The sequence below is a fragment of the Janthinobacterium agaricidamnosum genome, from assembly GCF_003667705.1.
GTDB lineage: Bacteria > Pseudomonadota > Gammaproteobacteria > Burkholderiales > Burkholderiaceae_D > Janthinobacterium.
This window is the reverse complement of record NZ_CP033019.1, coordinates 3,494,218-3,512,157: the sequence shown is the minus strand read 5'-3', so window position 1 is coordinate 3,512,157 and position 17,940 is coordinate 3,494,218. Positions and strand designations below refer to the sequence as shown.

The 17,940-nt window shown below is 64.6% G+C and carries 18 protein-coding genes; 14 read left to right on the top strand and 4 right to left on the bottom strand.

Going from position 1 to position 17,940, the window contains the following annotated elements:
- Nucleotides 1–5: 5 nt before the first annotated feature.
- The 4 genes from D9M09_RS15850 to D9M09_RS15835 all read right to left on the bottom strand — a co-directional run bounded on the left by D9M09_RS15850 (nucleotide 6) and on the right by D9M09_RS15835 (nucleotide 5,591).
- The gene (locus D9M09_RS15850) at nucleotides 6–1,424 is read right to left on the bottom strand and encodes a tetratricopeptide repeat protein (RefSeq protein WP_240453392.1); all 1,419 of its coding nucleotides are present in this window, start codon (nucleotides 1,422–1,424) and stop codon (nucleotides 6–8) included.
- Nucleotides 1,421–3,373, bottom strand: coding sequence for a pilus (MSHA type) biogenesis protein MshL (locus D9M09_RS15845; RefSeq protein WP_240453391.1), 1,953 nt, complete (start codon nucleotides 3,371–3,373; stop codon nucleotides 1,421–1,423). The genes D9M09_RS15850 and D9M09_RS15845 overlap by 4 nt, the downstream gene beginning before the upstream one ends.
- A 107-nt stretch (nucleotides 3,374–3,480) precedes the next feature.
- Complete coding sequence (locus D9M09_RS15840) at nucleotides 3,481–4,866, bottom strand: ExeA family protein (RefSeq protein ID WP_240453390.1); 1,386 nt, start codon at nucleotides 4,864–4,866, stop codon at nucleotides 3,481–3,483.
- On the bottom strand, nucleotides 4,863–5,591 hold the full coding sequence (locus D9M09_RS15835; RefSeq protein WP_121669842.1) for an ABC transporter ATP-binding protein: 729 nt from the start codon (nucleotides 5,589–5,591) through the stop codon (nucleotides 4,863–4,865). The genes D9M09_RS15840 and D9M09_RS15835 overlap by 4 nt, the downstream gene beginning before the upstream one ends.
- A 213-nt stretch (nucleotides 5,592–5,804) precedes the next feature.
- Here D9M09_RS15835 and D9M09_RS15830 point away from each other — a divergent pair, with 213 nt between their 5' ends.
- The 14 genes from D9M09_RS15830 to D9M09_RS15765 all read left to right on the top strand — a co-directional run bounded on the left by D9M09_RS15830 (nucleotide 5,805) and on the right by D9M09_RS15765 (nucleotide 17,933).
- Nucleotides 5,805–7,508: a GspE/PulE family protein gene (locus D9M09_RS15830; RefSeq protein ID WP_070291524.1), complete on the top strand. Its 1,704-nt coding sequence runs from the start codon at nucleotides 5,805–5,807 to the stop codon at nucleotides 7,506–7,508.
- Nucleotide 7,509: 1 nt separating this feature from the next.
- Nucleotides 7,510–8,745 (top strand): type II secretion system F family protein, encoded by a 1,236-nt coding sequence (locus D9M09_RS15825; RefSeq protein WP_121669841.1) that lies wholly within the window; start codon nucleotides 7,510–7,512, stop codon nucleotides 8,743–8,745.
- The gene (locus D9M09_RS15820; RefSeq protein ID WP_070291526.1) at nucleotides 8,745–9,230 is read left to right on the top strand and encodes a type II secretion system protein; all 486 of its coding nucleotides are present in this window, start codon (nucleotides 8,745–8,747) and stop codon (nucleotides 9,228–9,230) included. Before D9M09_RS15825 ends, D9M09_RS15820 begins: the two co-directional genes overlap by 1 nt.
- Before the next feature lie 106 nt (nucleotides 9,231–9,336).
- Entirely contained in the window at nucleotides 9,337–9,819 is a 483-nt protein-coding gene (locus D9M09_RS29975; RefSeq protein WP_205602259.1) for a type II secretion system protein, read from the top strand.
- A gap of 138 nt (nucleotides 9,820–9,957) precedes the next feature.
- Nucleotides 9,958–10,494: a pilus assembly FimT family protein gene (locus D9M09_RS29695; RefSeq protein WP_162995718.1), complete on the top strand. Its 537-nt coding sequence runs from the start codon at nucleotides 9,958–9,960 to the stop codon at nucleotides 10,492–10,494.
- Entirely contained in the window at nucleotides 10,481–11,047 is a 567-nt protein-coding gene (locus D9M09_RS15805) for a type IV pilus modification PilV family protein (protein ID WP_121669838.1), read from the top strand. The genes D9M09_RS29695 and D9M09_RS15805 overlap by 14 nt, the downstream gene beginning before the upstream one ends.
- Nucleotides 11,044–11,964 carry a prepilin-type N-terminal cleavage/methylation domain-containing protein gene (locus D9M09_RS15800; RefSeq protein ID WP_121669837.1) on the top strand — a complete coding sequence of 307 codons (921 nt, stop codon included), beginning with the start codon at nucleotides 11,044–11,046 and terminating at the stop codon, nucleotides 11,962–11,964. Before D9M09_RS15805 ends, D9M09_RS15800 begins: the two co-directional genes overlap by 4 nt.
- Before the next feature lie 5 nt (nucleotides 11,965–11,969).
- Nucleotides 11,970–12,404, top strand: a complete 435-nt coding sequence (locus D9M09_RS15795) for an agglutinin biogenesis protein MshP (protein WP_227741989.1) — start codon at nucleotides 11,970–11,972, stop codon at nucleotides 12,402–12,404.
- Between the two features lie 130 nt (nucleotides 12,405–12,534).
- Complete coding sequence (locus D9M09_RS15790) at nucleotides 12,535–13,494, top strand: agglutinin biogenesis protein MshI (protein ID WP_070312058.1); 960 nt, start codon at nucleotides 12,535–12,537, stop codon at nucleotides 13,492–13,494.
- Nucleotides 13,491–14,150: a PilN domain-containing protein gene (locus D9M09_RS15785; protein WP_121669836.1), complete on the top strand. Its 660-nt coding sequence runs from the start codon at nucleotides 13,491–13,493 to the stop codon at nucleotides 14,148–14,150. Before D9M09_RS15790 ends, D9M09_RS15785 begins: the two co-directional genes overlap by 4 nt.
- Nucleotides 14,150–14,833: a type II secretion system protein GspM gene (gene gspM / locus D9M09_RS15780; protein ID WP_070220254.1), complete on the top strand. Its 684-nt coding sequence runs from the start codon at nucleotides 14,150–14,152 to the stop codon at nucleotides 14,831–14,833. The genes D9M09_RS15785 and gspM overlap by 1 nt, the downstream gene beginning before the upstream one ends.
- Complete coding sequence (locus tag D9M09_RS15775) at nucleotides 14,818–15,213, top strand: MSHA biogenesis protein MshK (RefSeq protein WP_121669835.1); 396 nt, start codon at nucleotides 14,818–14,820, stop codon at nucleotides 15,211–15,213. Before gspM ends, D9M09_RS15775 begins: the two co-directional genes overlap by 16 nt.
- A gap of 38 nt (nucleotides 15,214–15,251) precedes the next feature.
- Entirely contained in the window at nucleotides 15,252–17,030 is a 1,779-nt protein-coding gene (gene mshL / locus D9M09_RS15770) for a pilus (MSHA type) biogenesis protein MshL (RefSeq protein ID WP_070220282.1), read from the top strand.
- On the top strand, nucleotides 17,031–17,933 hold the full coding sequence (locus tag D9M09_RS15765) for an ExeA family protein (protein WP_070312055.1): 903 nt from the start codon (nucleotides 17,031–17,033) through the stop codon (nucleotides 17,931–17,933). It begins immediately after the preceding gene.
- Nucleotides 17,934–17,940: the final 7 nt, after the last annotated feature.

Below are 17,940 nucleotides of genomic sequence, written 5' to 3'. Positions count from 1 at the left end.
AGTGCTTATTCCTGACGGGGTGTGATGGTGGCCGGCTCGGCAGGGGCCGGTGCTGCCGGTGCGGGGGCCGCCAGTTCGCGCAAACGCGTTTGCACGACGGCCTGGTCGAAGGCGGCGGGCGTCGTTTGCGCCAGGGTCAAGGCGCGCTGGTAATACGTGGCGGCCAGCTTGGGCTGGTTCAACCGGTCCAGGCCCACGGCCAGGTTGAAGGCATAGTCGGGATTGCCGGGCGCGGCGCCGTAGGCGCGGAAAAACTGCTGCTGCGCTTCGTTCCAGCGGCGCTGCTTGGCATACACATTACCCAGGGCAAACAGCACGGGGCCGCTGTCGGGGGTACGGGCCAGGAGTGCTTTCAGCCTGGCTTCGCTCTGCACGACGTCGCCCTGGCGCAGGCCGATCAGGCCGGCCAGCGCGACGCCATCGTCCGGGTTTATCTCGAGCAAGCGCACGTACAGCGACGCCGCCTGCGCGCCCTGGTTCTCGCGCAGGGCCACGGCCGCCAGGCCCAGCAGCGCGTCGCGGTTGTTGGCATCCTGCCGCAGCACGCTTTCATATTGCTGGCGAGCAAGGCCCAGCTGGCCCCCGTTGAAGGCTTGGTAGGCTTGCTGCACGCCTGGGTTGATTTGCGGCGCCGTATCGTTGCGCAGCACCTGGATCTGGCTATTGTCGGGCGCGGCTACCGGTGGCAGGCTGGGCTGCGCAGGCGGCGGCAGTTGCGCCAGCTGGGCGGCCACGGCCGCTTGCGCGGCGGCCTGGATCATCGCCTGCTGTTCCGCCGCGCCGGCTGGCGGGCGCTGTTCGCGCGGCGCGTCCTGCGGCAGCGGAGCGGGCGCCGGGGCGTCCGGCAGAACGCCGCCGGCCCCGGGCAGCACCACGATGGGGCCGGCAACGCCGGCCGTGCCCGGGGCGTCCGTCAGCGGCATGGGTACGCCGGGCAGGTTGGCGCCCGCGCCGGGGCTGCTGCTGGCGCGCCAGTACCAATACGCCATCGATCCCGCCACCAGCAGCAGGATCGCCAGCAGCACGGCCAGGCGCACGGTGGCCGGGTCGACGCTGATGGGGCCGGTGGGGCCTTTCGGCGGCGGATTGCTGCGGCTGGCGCGTGGCTTGGCGGGCGGCGGTTCCGGACGGGCGCGCGGCGGCTCGGGGGGCGGGCCAGGTTGCGTGCCTTGCTGTGAACCGGGCTGCGCGCCGCTGGGCTCGGGCTGCGGCGCGGGAGCGTCCTGCAGCGGTTCCAGGCGCAAGCTGCTTGCCGGCTGCGCGGGCGGTGGCGCGGCAGGCGCGGGGCGGGGCGGCAGGGCGTCGGCCGGCGCCAGTTCCAGCACCTGGTCGTAGGCTTCGGACGGCTTTTCCAGTTCTTCGTCGGAAAGGCTGTTCTGCTTGGCGCGCTCGGCTTTCTTGAGCGCCTGCATCAACAAGCTCATGGGACGTCTCCCTGCAGGCGTGCCTGCGGCTGGAGGGCTGGCGCCGGCGGGCCATCCGTGTACGGCTGGCTGTTGAGCGGCGCCTGGCCGGGCAGCAGGTAACGGTAGTCGCGGTAATCGCCTTCGATGCTGGCATCCTTGACCACGACGGGGCGCATGAAGATCACCAGCTCCGTCTTGCTGCTTGCCTCATTACGATAGGTAAACAAATTGCCCACGACGGGCAGGCTGGACAGGCCGGGCACGCCATCCTTGGCATTGTCGATGGAATCCTGCATCAGGCCGCCCATCACGGCGATCTGGCCATTGCCCACTTTCATGATCGATTCCAGCTCGCGCGCCTGGATCACGGGCACGCGGCTGATCACGCTGGCCGTGGCCAGGGCCGGATTCGGGTCTTGCACATAACCCACGATGCGCGTAATGGTGGGGCGCACATTGAGCGTGACTTCGTCGCTGTCGGAAATCTGCGGCGTGACGCTCATGACGAAGCCGACGGGCACCGTTTCCAGTTTCGACTCATAGGTGGCGGGCGTGGTGATGGTGCCAGTCGAACTGATCACGGCCGGCGTCACCTTGATGGTAAAGAAGACATTGTTGTCGACCACCTTCAACATGGCCGTTTGATTGTTGAGCACGCTGATCTTCGGGCTGGACAGCACTTTCACCTTGCCGAACGATTCGAGCAGCTGGATGGTGGTCCTGAAACTATCCTTCATGTAGTTGAGCACGAAGATGCCGGGCGACGTACCCGGCAGCACGCCGCTGGGCAGGGGCAGGGTGCCGACACGGCCCTGGTTCAGGCTCAGGCTGCCCGTCAGGCGCGACCAGTTGATGCCTTGCTGATATTCATTGCTCAGGCGCACCTCGATGATGGTCGCCTCGATCAGCACTTGCCGCTTGGCGCTATGCAACACGGCATCGAGGAATTCGGCGATCTTTTCGTGCTGGCGACCCGTGGCGCGCACGGCGATCAAGCCGCCTTCCACGTTGACGACGACGGACGAGGGGCTGCCCTTGTTGGCCAGTTTTAATAGCGGCAGGCCGTTCGCGTCGAGCTGCTGGCCAGGATTCGCATTCTGGTTGGGTGCCTGCTGGCCTGGCGCATACTGGCCGCCAGTCTGCATCGGCGCCTGGCTGCCGTATTGGCTGCCGCTCTGATTCTGCTGCTGGCCCGGCTGGCCTGGCTGACCCGCTTGTCCCTGCTGGCCTGGCGTATTGCCCTGTGCGGCCGTCAATTGCTGGTTCAGCTGCGCCAGCGGGTCGACCTGCACGTCGTTGAGCGTGGTGTCGCGCAGCAGGTCGCGGATATTTTTTTCCAGGCTGTACCAGAAGTTATTTTCCGAACGATTCACGACCAGGGTGGTCGAATTGTTATTGCCGTTGCCGCCGCTGCCTTGCGTGCTGCCAACGGGATTGCTGGCGTTGTTCGACCCGCCGCCCGCCGTGGAAATTTGCGTAGCGATATTCACGCTGCTGTTGGTGCTGCGCGCGATGTTGACGTAATCGATCTTGTAATTGCGCCATACGGGTGCGTCGGGCAGCACCGTCAGGTTCTTGCCATCGATTTCGTAGCGCATATCGACTTGCTTGCCGATACGTGCCAGCAATTGCGGCAGGGTCTGGTTCAGCGCATTCAGGGTGACGCTGCCTTCGATCTGCGGGTGGATGTCGATATTCATGCCCGCGTCGCGCGCCAGCGCAAACAGCAGCGATTGCACGGGCACCTTGTGCACGGTGACGCTGTAGGTTTCCACCTTGGGCGCGGGCAAGGGCGCGGCCAGCGCGCTGCTTTGCTGCACCGGTTCGGGAATGGCGCCGCCGGCGACGGGCGCGGTATTGAGGTGGGCAGGCGACAGCGGCATTTGATGCGTGGCGCAGCCGGACAGCACGGTGCCGCAGGCGAGGGCGACCCAGGAGGCCAGCACAGGAATAGGGAGTTGATTCATGAAAAGTTCGCCCTTGGAGTCGTGTTGTGCCTTTGCAATTTTACCCAGCATGATCGCCTAAAATCAATCGGCTGTGCGGGCTCCGGAGGCAATATACCGAAATAAAGTCAGGGGCTACCACGCGTCGTTTGTAGCGGTGCCGTGGCTTTCATTTCCGTACGGATACTATCTATGTCGTTCAGCAATATTTTCTGTGGCGACGAGGGGGCCAGCCTCGCCCAAACGGCTTCGGCGCTGGCCCGGTCGGCGAAGCTGCCGTAGACGATGTCCAGGCGCGCGATGGCGTTTGCGGGCGCTGCGCCAGGCAGGCGAAACACGTGAAGATCGCGCAGGCCGATCGCTTGCTGCGCCTGCTGCAGGAAAGTTTCCGCCGCGGCCGTTTCGGTGGCGGGCAGGCTGGCGATTTGCAGCACCAGTTGCTGCGGCCTTTGCCGTGTCAGCCAGTCGCGCGATTCGGCCAGCTTGCTGTCGAGCAGCGTCGACGGCGCCGGCAGCGGTGCGCGTGGGACGGCAGCCGGGGCCGAGATAGCCGCCGTTTGGCCCGGTACCAGCCATTGCCACAGCAGTGCCGCAGCCAGCAGCAGCATCAGCGCGCTCAAGACGCCTGCCAGCAGCTTGCCCGCATGCCAGGGCGGGCGGTGAAAGGGGCTGTCGGCAATGGCCAGGCGCACGTGGCGCGCGCTGATTTCCTGCGCATCGTCCGCAAACGCGGCCAACAAGGCCTTGTCGGCCAGGATATTGACCCTGCGTACGATGCCCTGCGCCGCGCGCGCCAGCCGGCGCAGCGCGGCAGGCGTAAAAACGAGCGGCGCCAGGCGGCCGGCGGCGGCCAGGCGGCACGCCAGATAATCGTTCAGCAAGGCTTGCGGCAGGCGCGGCACGGTGAAACTGTGGGTGATGCGTTCCTTCAATTGGCGGAACTGGGGCAAGTCCAGGGTGTGCTGCAATTCCGGCTGGCCAAACAGCACGATTTGCAGCAGCTTGTGGCTGGCCGTTTCCAGGTTCGTCAGCAGGCGCAGCGCTTCCAGGGTGGCGCCCGGCATGGCTTGCGCCTCTTCGGCCAGCAGCACCACCTGGCGCCCGGCCGCATGCCTGGCGATCAGCTCGCCGTGCAGGGCGCGCAGCGCGGCATCGGCGCGGCATCCGTCCAGTTCCAGGCCCAGTTCGGCAGCGATGGTGTGCAGGACTTCGTCCGGCTCCAGGCAGGGATTGAGCAGGTACAGCACGTCGACCTGGGGCGGCAGGCGTTCGGCCAGCATGCGGCACAGCATGGTCTTGCCGCTGCCCACTTCTCCCGTCAGCTTGATGATGCCTTCGCCTTGCGTGACGGCATACAGCAGCGCATCGAGCAGTTCGCCCCGCGTATTGCCGGGATAGAAAAAGGCCGGGTCCGGCGTGATGCCGAACGGCGCCGTGCGCAAGCCGAAATGGCGCAGATACATGCCGTACGGCGAGGGCGCGTAGTGGCTGGAAACCTGCGTGTCGGTGTTCATGCCGCGATGCAATTGAGAAAAGCCTGCTCCAGGCTGGCGTCTTCCGTGCCGCCATGGCGGGCGCGGCATTCGGCGGGCGTGCCCGTAAATACGATGCGGCCCGCATGCAGGATGGCCATGCGGTCGCACAATTCTTCCACATCGGCCAGCGCATGCGAGGTGAGCAGGGCGCCGCGGCCCTGCGCATGCGCTTGCCGCAGCACCTGCTTGAATTGCGCGCGCGCCTTCGCGTCGAGTCCGCTCATCGGTTCATCGAGCACCAGTTGCCGCTTGCCCGACAGCAGGCAGGCGACCAGCCCCAGTTTCTGCATCATGCCTTTCGAATAGGCGCGCGCGGGACGCAGCAAGGCGTCCGGCGCCAGGTCCAGCGCGTCCAGGGCTTGCCGCACGGCGTGCGCATCGGGCCGCACATCGTGCAGGCGCGACAGGTAGCGCAGGAAGTCGCCGCCCGTCAGGTAATAAGGCGCCTGGAAACGTTCCGGCAGAAACGACAGGGGCTGGCGCGCCGCGCCATGCCGGTGCGGCCGTCCGAAAATGGCGATCTCGCCCCGCTCGGGCGTGCAAAAGTCGAGCAGGCATTTGAGCAGGGAAGTCTTGCCCGCGCCATTCACGCCGACCAGGCCGAACAGTTCACCCGCGCGCACCTGCAGGTCGACGCCGCGCAGCACGGCGCTGCCCGCCAGCTGCAGATGTACGTTGTGGAACTCGATGGCGCAGGCGTTCATAGGGGCAATGGTCGGCAGGGAAGACGGTGAACGACCGCCATTATTGCCATGGGCGCAGGCGGGCGGCAAGTGTTTCCTTGCATCGTGTTGAAATGCGCAAAAATCAAATGATGGAATGTATTTTCTTTAAGAAACAACAGGTTCTGGAATAAAATGCCTGTGCGCGCCGCAGGCGTGTATCTTCTGTGAAATTTGTTTGTCGAGGAGTAAGCAATGGCAAGGCCAGAGAAAGTCCGGCTCGGTGAAATTTTGGTGCAGCAGAAGTTGCTGACGGAAGAACAGTTGGGCCAGGCCTTGACGGAACAGAAGCGTTCGGGACGCAAGCTGGGCCGCGTTTTTGTCGAGCACGGCTTCGTCACGGAAGAGCAGATTTCGGGCGCGCTGGCGCGCCAGCTCGACATTCCCTATATCAATCTGAAGTTTTTCAACATCAATCCCGAACTGGTGCGGCTGCTGCCGGAAACCCAGGCGCGCCGCTTCCGCGCGCTGGTGCTGGAAGACCGCCGCGAGGGCTTGCTGGTCGGCATGTCCGATCCCACCGACCTGTTCGCGTACGATGAAATCTCACGCCTGGTCAAGCGCCAGATCGAGCTGGCCGTGGTCAATGAAACGGAAGTGCTGGCCGCCATCGACCGCATCTACCGCCGCACGGAAGACATCTCGACCCTGACGCGCGAGCTGGAGCAGGATCTGGGCGACGTGTCCGTCGACTTCGGCGCGCTGGCCGCCAACCCGGGCCTGGAAGAGGCGCCCATCGTCAAGCTGCTGCAATCGGTGTTCGAGGATGCCACGCAGGTGCGCGCCTCCGACATCCACATCGAGCCGCAGGAAGGCCGGCTGCAGATCCGCTTCCGCATCGACGGCGTGCTGCACCTGCAGACGGAAGCGGACAGCAAGATCGCCAGTTCGCTGGCGCTGCGCCTGAAACTGATGTCGGACCTCGATATTTCCGAGAAGCGCTTGCCGCAGGACGGCCGTTTCGCCATCCGCGTAAAAAACCAGCGCATCGACGTGCGTATTTCCACCATGCCGACGCAGTACGGCGAATCGGTGGTGATGCGTCTGCTGAACCAGGGCGGCACGACCTTGCGCCTGGACGCGATCGGCATGCCGCCCAAGCTGGTGCAGCAGTTCCGCGCCATCGTCAGCCGCCCGAACGGCCTCGTGCTGGTGACGGGGCCGACCGGCAGCGGCAAGACGACGACCCTGTACTGCGCCTTGTCCGAACTCAATTCCGTGGAAAAAAAGCTCATCACGGTGGAAGACCCCGTCGAGTACCGTTTGCCCGGCATCAACCAGGTGCAAGTCAACGACAAGATCGAACTGAACTTTGCCAGAGTGCTGCGTTCGGCCTTGCGGCAAGATCCCGACATCGTGCTCGTCGGCGAGATGCGCGACCAGGAAACGGCGCAAATCGGCTTGCGCGCCGCCATGACGGGCCATTTGGTGCTGTCGACCCTGCATACGAACGACGCCATCAGCACGCCGCTGCGCCTGATGGACATGGGCGTGCCCCGCTACATGGTGGGCAGCTCGCTGCAAGCCGTGCTGGCGCAGCGTCTGGTGCGCGTGATCTGCGAAAGCTGCAGCACGCCGTACCAGCCCACGCCGAACGAATACGAATGGCTGCGCCTGGAATTGGGCGAGCTGGTCGAGCGCAACCAGTATTTCCACGGCAAAGGCTGTTCGCATTGCAATGGCATGGGTTACCGGGGCCGCACGGGCGTGTACGAATTGCTGGAAATTACGCGCGCCGTGGCCGATGCCGCCAACCATGCCGATCCATCGCACTTCATGAAGGTGGCGACGGCGCAGATGGCCGGCGACACCTTGCGCCGCCACGCCGTGCAGCTGGTGGTGCAAGGCCGCACGACGGTGATGGAAGCGATGCGCATCAGCAACCAGAGCGAGGATTGACGTGGCGTTTTTTGCTTACAAAGCGCGCAATGCCAACGGCGAACTGCTGACGGGCGTGATGGAGGGCGCCGACAGCGGCGCCGTGGCCGATCAGTTGATGGCGGGCGGCAGTACGCCCGTCGACATCAGCGCCACCAAACAGACGGTGGCGGGCGCCGGCGCCAGCAAATTGGGCTGGTGGGACAAGCTGACCGAGAAAAAAGTCACGCCCATGGACGTGCAGCTGTTCAGCCGCCAGCTGTACACCCTGCTCAAGGCGGGCGTGCCCATCATGCGGGGACTGGCCGGCCTGCAGGAATCCGCCATCAGCCCCGCGTTCGGGCGCATCATCAAGGACGTGCGCGAATCGCTCGATGCGGGGCGCGAGTTGTCGGCCGCCATGGCGCGCCATCCCGCCATCTTCACGCCGTTTTATCTGTCGATGGTGCGCGTGGGCGAAATGACGGGGCGCCTCGATGAGGTCTTCCTGCGCCTGTTCGATCACCTGGAATTCGACCGCGACATGCGCGCGCGCGTCAAGTCGGCCACGCGCTACCCGAGCTTCGTCGTCTTCGCCATGGTCGCCGCGATGATCGTGGTGAATATCTTCGTCATTCCCCAGTTCGAAAAAGTGTTCGCCAGCTTCCACGCGGAACTGCCCCTGATGACGCGCTTCCTGATCGGCATCTCGCGCTTCACGGTGACCTACTGGCCCATCCTGCTGATGCTGGGCGTGGGCGGCTTTTTCGGCTGGCGCGCCTGGCTGCGCACGAAAGAGGGCCTGTATAAATGGGACCGCGCCAAGCTGCGCCTGCCGATTGCCGGCAAGATCATCCTGAAGGGCACGATGGCCCGCTTCGCCCGCAGCTTCGCCCTGTCGAGCACCAGCGGCGTGCCCATCGTACAGGCGCTGACGGTGGTGGCGCAAACGGTGGACAACACCTACCTGAGCGCGCGCGTGGAGCAGATGCGCGACGGCGTGGAGCGGGGCGAAAGCATCCTGCGCACCTCGGTGGCGGCCGGCGTGTTTACGCCCGTGGTGCTGCAGATGATCGCCGTGGGCGAGGAGTCCGGTTCGCTCGACGACCTGATGGACGAGATCGCGGACATGTACGAGCGCGAAGTCGATTACGAGCTGAAAACCCTGTCGGCGCAGATCGAGCCGATCCTGATCGTCTTCCTCGGCGCCATGGTGCTGGTGCTGGCGCTGGGCATCTTCCTGCCGATCTGGGACCTGGGCCGCGCGGCCCTGCACTGATGGCGCTGCCTGCCCGCCAGCGCGGTTTCACGCTGTTCGAACTGGCCGTCGTGGCGAGCGTGTTCGCCATCCTGGTGGGCGTGTTCCTGAACCGGGCCGGCTACTACCAGCAGCAGGCGCAGCAGCTGGCTATGGCGCAGACGCTGGGGGCCTTGCGCACCGGCTTGCGGGTGCAGGTGCTGCAGCTGTACCTGGCGGACGGGCGCGCGCGCATACCGGCGCTGGCGCGGCAAAACCCGTTCGACTGGCTGGCCGACAAGCCAGCCAACTACCTGGGCGAATTCGATGCCCCCGTGCTCGATGAATTACCCGGCGGGAATTGGTTGTACGACAGAAAAGAACAAAAAATCATCTATTTGTTTAGTAATGGCAATATTTTTCCCGGTTCAGAGCTTGATGCAGTGAAATTTAAGGTAATCTTGCCAGGTGCAGACGCCGATATTGACAAGCTCGTCCAGGAACCCGATATTGTGGTGTGGAAATAGCCTGACGCGCTGCAACGGCGTGCCGTGCAGCGCACGTTTCATGGCGTTGGTTTTGATGTTTTTATTTGATTTTGGAGAAGCTGGTATGAAGAAATCCTTACGTAGTATGAAAAGCGGCTCCCAGGCGGGTTTTACCCTGATTGAACTGGTCGTCGTCATCGTGATCCTGGGTATCCTGGCAGCGACGGCCATTCCTAAATTCGTCGACATGTCGACCGATGCGCGCATCGCCAAGATGCAGGCGGCAGCGGGCGCCTTGAAATCCGGTTCGGCCCTGTTCCACGCACAATGGCTGGTCAAGGGTTCGCCTGCCGACGCCGTTGCCGTCAACATGGAAGGTACGGACATCAAGGGCATCAGCGGCTACCCCGGCATCGCATCGCCTGGCATCGCCTCGGCGGCAGGCGGTCTGGTTGACTACGATACGACCACCGTTGCGGCGACGGGAACCGTGCTGACGGTGTTGCCTGATAACAAGCATACAAGTTGCAAGGTGACCTATACGACTGCCGTGGCTGCGTCAGGCACCACGCCAGTCCTGCCGGCGGTGGTTGACGCGACGGCCCTGACCTCGGCCAACTGCAGCTAATCCGGGCGTGCAGCTGCCATGCCGGCAAGCCGGCATGGCCACGCCATGTTTTCCGCCCGCCCAACGCCAGGCCATGCCGGTTGGGCTTTTTTACGGGTATTGCCATTGTCCCTGCCATCGACCACCTTGCCGCAACGTATGACGCTCTCGCGGCCCAGGCTGCGGCGCCGCGCGCGCGGCTTCACGCTGATCGAACTGGTCGCTGTGCTGGTGATCGCCGGCCTGCTGGCCACGTTTGCCGTTTCGCGGTTTTTCCAGCGCGATGCCTTTGATGCGCGCAGTACCAGCGATCAGGTGGCGAGTATCGTGCGCTATGGACAAAAGCTTGCGGTGGCGCAAAACCGTCCCGTGTTTGTGCGCATCGACGGCAAAAGCGTGGCGCTGTGCTTCGACGCCGCTTGCAGCGATGCGCAGAAGGTGGTGCCGCCCGCCGGCACGAACAGCGGCAGCAAGGAAACACTGCTCGCTTGCAGCGACAGGAGCAACTGGCTGTGCGAAGGATGGCCTGCGGCCGTTACGCTGACGGGCGGCGCGGGGTTTTACTTTGACCCGCTGGGGCGCCCGTATTACGCGGCGTACGGCGATTTTTCCACTATCCTGGTGCTGACCGTGGTTGTGGGCGGGCAGCAATACCAGGTCAACGTCGCACCGGAGACCGGCTATGTGTACCGCTAGGCGCCGTGCCGCCAGGCGCGGCCAGGCCGGCGTGACCCTGATCGAACTGGTGCTCTTCATCGTCATCGTGGGCGTGGCGGTGACGGCCATCCTTGGCGTGATGAGCTTGACGACGCGCAATAGCGTCGACCCGCAGCTGCGCAAGCAGGCGCTGGCCATTGCGCAAGGCATGCTCGACGAAATCGAGGGCGCGCGCTTCACTTATTGCGCAGTGGACGACCCGGCAGCCGAGACGGCGACCGGCGAGGCCGGTTGCGCCACGAAGGAAGCGTTTGGCATACAGGGCGCCACCACGCAGCGGCCTTACGACAACGTCAATGATTACGTGGCCAGCGACGGCGGAACCTCGACATACACCACGGATGTGGCCGGCAACCCGTTCTCAGCGCTTGCCGGCCAGTATGCGGCGACGGTGAGCATCAATACCGTTGCGCTGAACGGCATCGCGGCGCCCAAGGTGCTGCATATCCAGGTCAGCGTCGCCTATGGCGACAAGCAGCAGGTCGTACTCGACGGCTATCGCACGCGCTACGCGCCGAACAGCATCCCATGAATACCTCTTCTTTCCGGCGCCGCGCGCGCGGCTTTACCCTGGTGGAGATGATCATTGTGATCGTCATCACGGGCATCATCGGCGGCATGGTGGCCATGTTCATCCGCCTGCCCGTGCAAGGTTATATCGATGCCAATGCCCGCGCCGACCTGGCCGACCTGGCCGATACCGCCACGCGGCGCATCGCGCGCGACGTGCGCCTTGCCCTGCCGAACAGCGTGCGCGTCAGCGCGGACGGGAAATACCTGGAGTTGCTGTTGACGAAATCGGGCGGCCGCTACCTGTCCGAGGACGATGCACCGGGTCTCGGAGCCGTGCTGGCCTTCAATCCCGTCGCCGCCGGCGCGAACGCCAATCAATTTACCGTCGTCGGGAGCGCGCCGGAGATCGCGCCCGGCGACTTTATCGCCGTCTACAATATGGGCGACAACCTGCCGGATGCCTACGGCTGTGCCGTCAACGCCGGCATCTGCAATCTGGCGCAGGTCGATGCCGTCAGCGGCACGCTGGTGACCCTGAAGAGCAATCCCTTCCTCGCGCAGGCGCCGCTGAAGTTCCCCTCGCCATCGCACCGTTTTCAGGTGGTGACGACGCCTGTCAGCTATGTTTGCGATCCGCAGGCCGGTACCCTGATGCGTTATTCCGGCTATGTCATCCAGGCGACGCAGCCGCTCGATGCGGCGGCGGCGCCTTTGTTAACGGCCCCCGTGCGCGCACTGCTGGCGCAAAAAATCCTGAAAAACACGGTGACGCGGTCTGGTCAAACAGAGGCTCCCCCCGAAGGCTGTTTTACCTATGAGGTGTTGAAGAACGGGCCGCGCGGCCTGCTCAGCATCGTCCTGAGCCTCGGCGCGGAAAACAGCAATACCGGCACGCTGCGCCTGGTGCAGCAGGTACAGGTCAGTAACACACCATGAGCGCCATGAGAATATTTCCCTCGCGCCGCATGCGCGGCTTCAGCCTGGTGACGGCCATCTTCCTGCTGGTGGTGCTGGCGGGGCTGGGCGCCGTGATGGTGAACGTGTTTACCCTGCAGCAAGTTGAATCGGCGATGGACGTGCAGGGCGTGCGCGCCGAGCAGGCCGCGCGCGCCGGCATCGAGTGGGGCGTGTACAGCCAGCTGATCGATGGAAACTGCGCTCCTTCCGTGTCGTTTGCCTTGCCGGCAGGCACATCGCTGTCCTCCTTTTCTGTCAGCGTACAGTGTGTCAAGGCCACGGGTCCGGGCACACTGAGCAGCTGGACCATCACGGCCACGTCCTGCAACCAGCCGGCCGCGGCCGAGCCGTTATGTCCGCACGCGGGCAACAACCCCGATTACGTCCAGCGCCGCCTGCAGGCCGTGCTGTCGCAGTAAGGTCAACTGCTTGAAAAAAAGATCGCTAATTTATTGTTTTTACACAACAAAATTGGTTTCATGAATTAGAATTGGCTTGATGCATTATCTGCGCGACAAGTCGGGCAGGCACTTACACTGGATAGTTCGCATGGGTTTATTCGCAAGAGCAAGAAAATACGATGGCTGGCTGGCGACGGCGTTTGGCCGCGAAGGTGTCAGCGCCGTCGTTGTCGAGCGTCCCGCCGACGGCCTGCCGCGCGTGCTGTGCGCCAGTTACCAGGCGGCGGAACGGCCCGCGTCGGCCGAAGTGCTGGAAAAGCTGGGCAAGGAACTGCAGGCCGCGGCGCGCCACTGCAGTACCGTGCTGGCCGGCGGCGAGTACCAGCTGCTGTCGCTGGAAGCGCCGGCTGTGCCGCGCGAGGAATTGAAGACGGCCGTGGGCTGGCGCCTGAAGGACATGCTGGACTTTCCCCTGGCCGAGGCCACCATCGACGTGTTCGACATCCCCGGTGACCCGAACGGCACCCAGCGCGGCAGCAGCGTGTTTGCCGTCGCCGCGCGCAACAGCGCCGTGTCGCGGCGCCAGGGGCTGTATGGCGTATGCAAGATCGGCCTGTCCGTGATCGATATCCCGGAAATGGCGCAGCGCAATATCGCCACCCTGCTGGAAACGCCGGGGCGCGGCATCGCCGTGCTGTCCTTCGATGGCGACGGCGGCTTGCTGACCATGAGTTTCAATGGCGAGCTGTACCAGGCGCGCCGCATCGATGTGACCTTGCCGCAATTGCACTCTCCCGACGCCAGCCAGTATTACGATCGTGTCACCCTGGAGCTGCAGCGCTCGTTCGACCACTTCGACCGCCAGTTCCACTTCATTTCGCTCTCGCGCCTGATGCTGATGACGGGCGCCAGCGATGGCTTGCACGGCTATCTGGCCGATAATCTGTACATGCCGGTCGAACGGCTGGACTTGAATCAGGTGTTTGACTTTTCCCGGGTTGCCGCCTTGCGCGAGCCGGACATGCAGGCGCGCTACTTCCTGGCGCTGGGCGCGGCCTTGCGCGAGGGGGGCATGCTCCCGGGCAAGAGCGAAGGGAAGGGCGCATGAGCCAGCAGATCAATCTGTTCAACCCCCAGTTCGAACAGACGACCCACCAGATGTCGGCGCGCACCGCCGGCGCCTGCCTCGGTGCGCTGGCGCTGGGCTTGCTGCTGCTGTGCGTGCTGGGCCAGCGCTCGCTGACGGAACTGCAGCGCCAGGACGCGGATGTCCAGGCGGCGCTGGCAAAAGAAGAGGCCAGGCGCGACCAGGCCTTGCGTGATTTTCCGCCACGCAAGAAAGATCCGGCGCTGGCGCAGGAAGTCGCGGCCGCCGAGGCGCAGCGCCAGTTGCTGCTGGATGCGTCGGCCGTGCTGGCTAGTGGCGAAATGGGCAATACCCAGGGCTTTGCCGGCTATTTCCGCGCGCTGGCGCAGGCCAGGGTGGAAGGCGTATGGTTGACGAACATCAATATCGCCGGTGCCGGCAGTGAACTCGGCTTGCAGGGCCGCGCCTTGCGCGCGTCGCTGCTGCCCGCGTATATCACGCGTTTGGGCCAGCAGGATGTGCTGGCAGGCAAGAGCTTCGCCAGCCTCGACATCGGCCAGCCGCCGGTGCCGGCGGTCACCGAAGGCAAGGCACCGGCGGCGCCGTATGTGACTTTCAGCTTGCAATCATCAAGCCAGCTTGCGGCGTCCGCCGCGGCAGCGGGAGGAAAACACTGATGCAGCCCTTGCTGAAAAAATGGGCCGCTGCCTTCGACGCCCTCAGCCGGCGCGAGCGGCTGATGCTGTTCGGCGCGGGCGTGGCCGCGCTCCTGTTCGTCTTCTATTTTTTGTTCTTTAATCCGCTGTTCGCGAAACGCGCGGCGCTGCATGCGAGCATTGCGCAAAAGCAAAACCAGAAGGCAGCCATCGCCAAGGAAATCGAACTGACCATGCTGGCGCACGCAGTGGATCCGGACCAGAATGCGCGCGCGCGTCTGGCGGCCCTGCTGGCGGAAGGGGCGAGAATGAAAGAGCAGCTGCGCCAGAAGCAGCACGGCCTGGTGGCGCCCGAACGCATGGTGGCGCTGCTGGAACAGTTGCTGCGCCGGCATGCCGGCCTGCGTGTGGTCGCGCTGAAAACCTTGTCTGGAGGTGGCGTGGGCGCTTCCCCGGCAGCCGCAGCGTCCGGCGACGGCGCCGCCAAGGCAAGCGCCCCGGCGCCCCTGCTGCACCGGCATGGCGTGGAAGTGGTGCTGCAGGGCAGTTATGCCGACATGCTGCAGTACATGCAGGCGCTGCAGGCGATGCCGACGCGGGTCTTCTGGGGCCAGGCCCGCCTGGAGGCCGAAACTTACCCGCAAGCGACGCTGACCCTGACTTTATATACCCTCAGCATGGATGACACATGGATCGCACTGTGACCGCCGGCCGCGCGCCGCGCCGCTGGGCGCCGCTCCTGGCGCTGTGCCTGGCCTGCAGCGGCGTGCAGGCGCAGGCGCTGGACGACCCCACGCGCCCGCCCGCGGCCCTGTGGGCGCCCGCCAGCGCCGCTCCCGTCGCGCCCGCGCAGCCGCGCCTGCAATCGGTGCTCATCTCCACCCAGCCGGGCGGCCGACGCCTCGCCGTCATCGATGGCCAGACAGTCAAGGTCGGCAGCAAGGTGGGCGACGCCGTGGTGACGGAGATCCGCGACACGGCCGTATTATTGCGGCGTGGTAAAACACTGGAAACCTTCAAGCTGTACCCGGGCAGCAAGATACCGCCTCAGACCGACAGCAAGACCGACCGCAAGCAGGAGTAGAAGAAGTGGCCAAGCAATTCAATCAACACAAGGCGAGCATGTTCAAGATCAGCACGATGGCGGCGCTTGTCAGCGTCAGCCTGGGCCTGGGCGGCTGCAATGTCGCGCCCGTCAAGCGCGATACCTATAATGCGATTACAGACGCCGTCAAGGGCGCGGCGGCCACCACCACGCCGGCAGCCCAGCCCGATGCCGTGGAAGCGGCGCTGCTGCCGCCCGTGGCGGCCCTGGCCCAGCAATTGCCGAAGGCCCGCGCCGCGCTCGACGAGCGCTTCAACGTGGCCTTCAACAATGTGCCGGCGCGCCAGTTCTTCACCTCCATCGTGGCCGGCACGCGCTACAACATGCTGGTCCATCCCGATATCGGCGGCACGATTTCGGCCAACCTGAAGGACGTGACCCTGTTCCAGGCGCTCGACGCCGTGCGCGAGCTGTACGGCTACGACTACAAGGTCGAAGGCACGCAGATCTACATCAAGCCGCTGACCATGCAGACGCGCTTGTTCCATGTCAATTACCTGACGGGCGCGCGCAGGGGCAGTTCCAACCTGCGCGTGTCGTCGACCTCGGTGGGCTCGGTCGGTTCGACCAATTCGGGCGGTTCGGGCGGCAATGGCAACCAGGGCAACAACCAGAATAGCGAGCAGAACCAGCAGACGAATGGCGGCCAGGGCGGCCGCACCCTGGATAGCAGCAACCTCACCACCTCGTCCACGGCAGACTTCTGGCCGGAATTGAAGGCGGCGCTGGAAGCCATCGTCGGCAGCACCGAGGGCGGCCGGCAAGTGGTGCTGAGCCCGCAGTCGGGCGTGATCGTCATCCGCGCCATGCCGGAAGAGCTGCGCAACGTCGACATGTACCTGAAGGCCACGCAGCTGTCCGTCGACCGCCAGGTGATCCTGGAAGCGAAAATCCTCGAAGTCGAGCTCAACGACAACACGCAGACGGGCATCAACTGGGCCTCGTTCGCCTCGATCAAGAGCGGCCACACGAACCGCATCTCGACGGGCTTCATCCAGCCGGGCGGCAGCCTGGCGCCGCTGCCGTTCAACGGCGGCCAGCCGCCCAACATGACGAATGGCAGCGGCCTGACGGCCAGCAGCGGCTTCGGCCTCAGCTCGGCGGCGACGGCGGCCGGCTCCATGTTCGGCCTGGCGTTCCAGACAGCCAACTTTGCCGCCATGATTTCCTTCCTGGAATCGCAAGGCTCCGTGCACGTGCTGTCGAGTCCGCGCATCGCCACCATGAACAACCAGAAGGCCGTGCTGAAGATAGGCACGGACGAGTTTTACGTGACGGGCGTGTCCACCACCACGAATACGACGGCCAGCGGCGCCACCACCAGCCCCAACGTGACCTTGCAGCCGTTCTTTTCCGGCGTGGTGCTGGACGTGACGCCGCAGATCGATGCGGATGGCAACATCATCCTGCACGTGCACCCGTCCGTCAGCCAGGTGTCGACCATCAGCAAGGAAATCGACCTGGGCAGCGCCGGCTCGCTGAAACTGCCGCTGGCCGCCTCCAGCACGTCCGAGATGGACAGCATGGTGCGCAGCCAGGATGGGCGGATCGTCGCCATCGGCGGCCTGATGCGCCAGGCCACGACCTCGGACCGTTCTCAGGTGCCGGGCGCGGGCGATATTCCCGTGCTGGGCGCGCTGTTCCGCAACACGGGCCAGGTGATCCAGAAGCGCGAACTGGTGGTGCTGATCAAGCCCACCATCGTCGAAGGCGCCAACAGCTGGAACGAGGACTTGCTCGATTCGGGCAAACGCATCGAGGCGCTCGACCCGCGCCGGCCGTCGGAGCGGCGCTAAATGTACCAGGCCCATTTCGGCTTGCGCGAGGCGCCGTTCGGCCTCACGCCCGATACCAGTTTCTTTTTCAACGGCCCGCAGTCGCAAAAGGCGCTCAACACCTTGCTGGTGGCGGCGCGCAATGGCGAGGGCTTCATCAAGATCACTGGCGAAGTGGGCACTGGTAAAACCTTTTTGTGCCGCAAGTTCATGCAATCGCTGGGGCGGGATTTCGTCACGGCCTATATCCCGAATCCTAACCTGCCGCCCCGATCGCTGATCCTGGCGCTGGCGGACGACCTCGATGTATTGCTGGAGAAAGATGCGGATCAGCACCAGCTACTCAAATCCCTCAACTTGCGCCTGCTTAACCTGGCGGCGCAAGGCAAGCGCGTGCTGCTGTGCCTGGATGAAGCGCAGGCGATTCCCGTCGACAGCCTCGAAGCGCTGCGCCTGCTGACGAACCTGGAAACGGAAAAACGCAAGCTGCTGCAAATCGTGCTGTTCGGCCAGCCCGAACTCGACGTCAAGCTGGCCCTGCCGGAAATCCGTCAGCTGGCGCAGCGCATCACCTTTCACTACCACCTGGGACCGTTGTCGCGCGACGACGTGGATTTCTATGTGGCGCACCGTCTGCGCGTGGCCGGTTTCGATGGCGCGCGTCTGTTCAGCCGGGGCGGCGTGCGCAAGCTGTACCAGGCCTCCGGCGGCATCCCGCGCCTGATCAACATCATGGCGCACAAGGCGCTGATGGTGGCGTATGGCGAAGGGCGGCAGCAGGTCAGCGGGCGCCACGTGGCGCTGGCCGCCAGCGATACCCTGGCCAGCAAGCCGCGCTTGTGGCGGAAGCCTTGGCCATGGCTGGCTGGCGCCGGCGTGCTGGCCGCCGCCTGCGGCGTGAGCTGGACTTTATTGAACCGATGACGAAGAT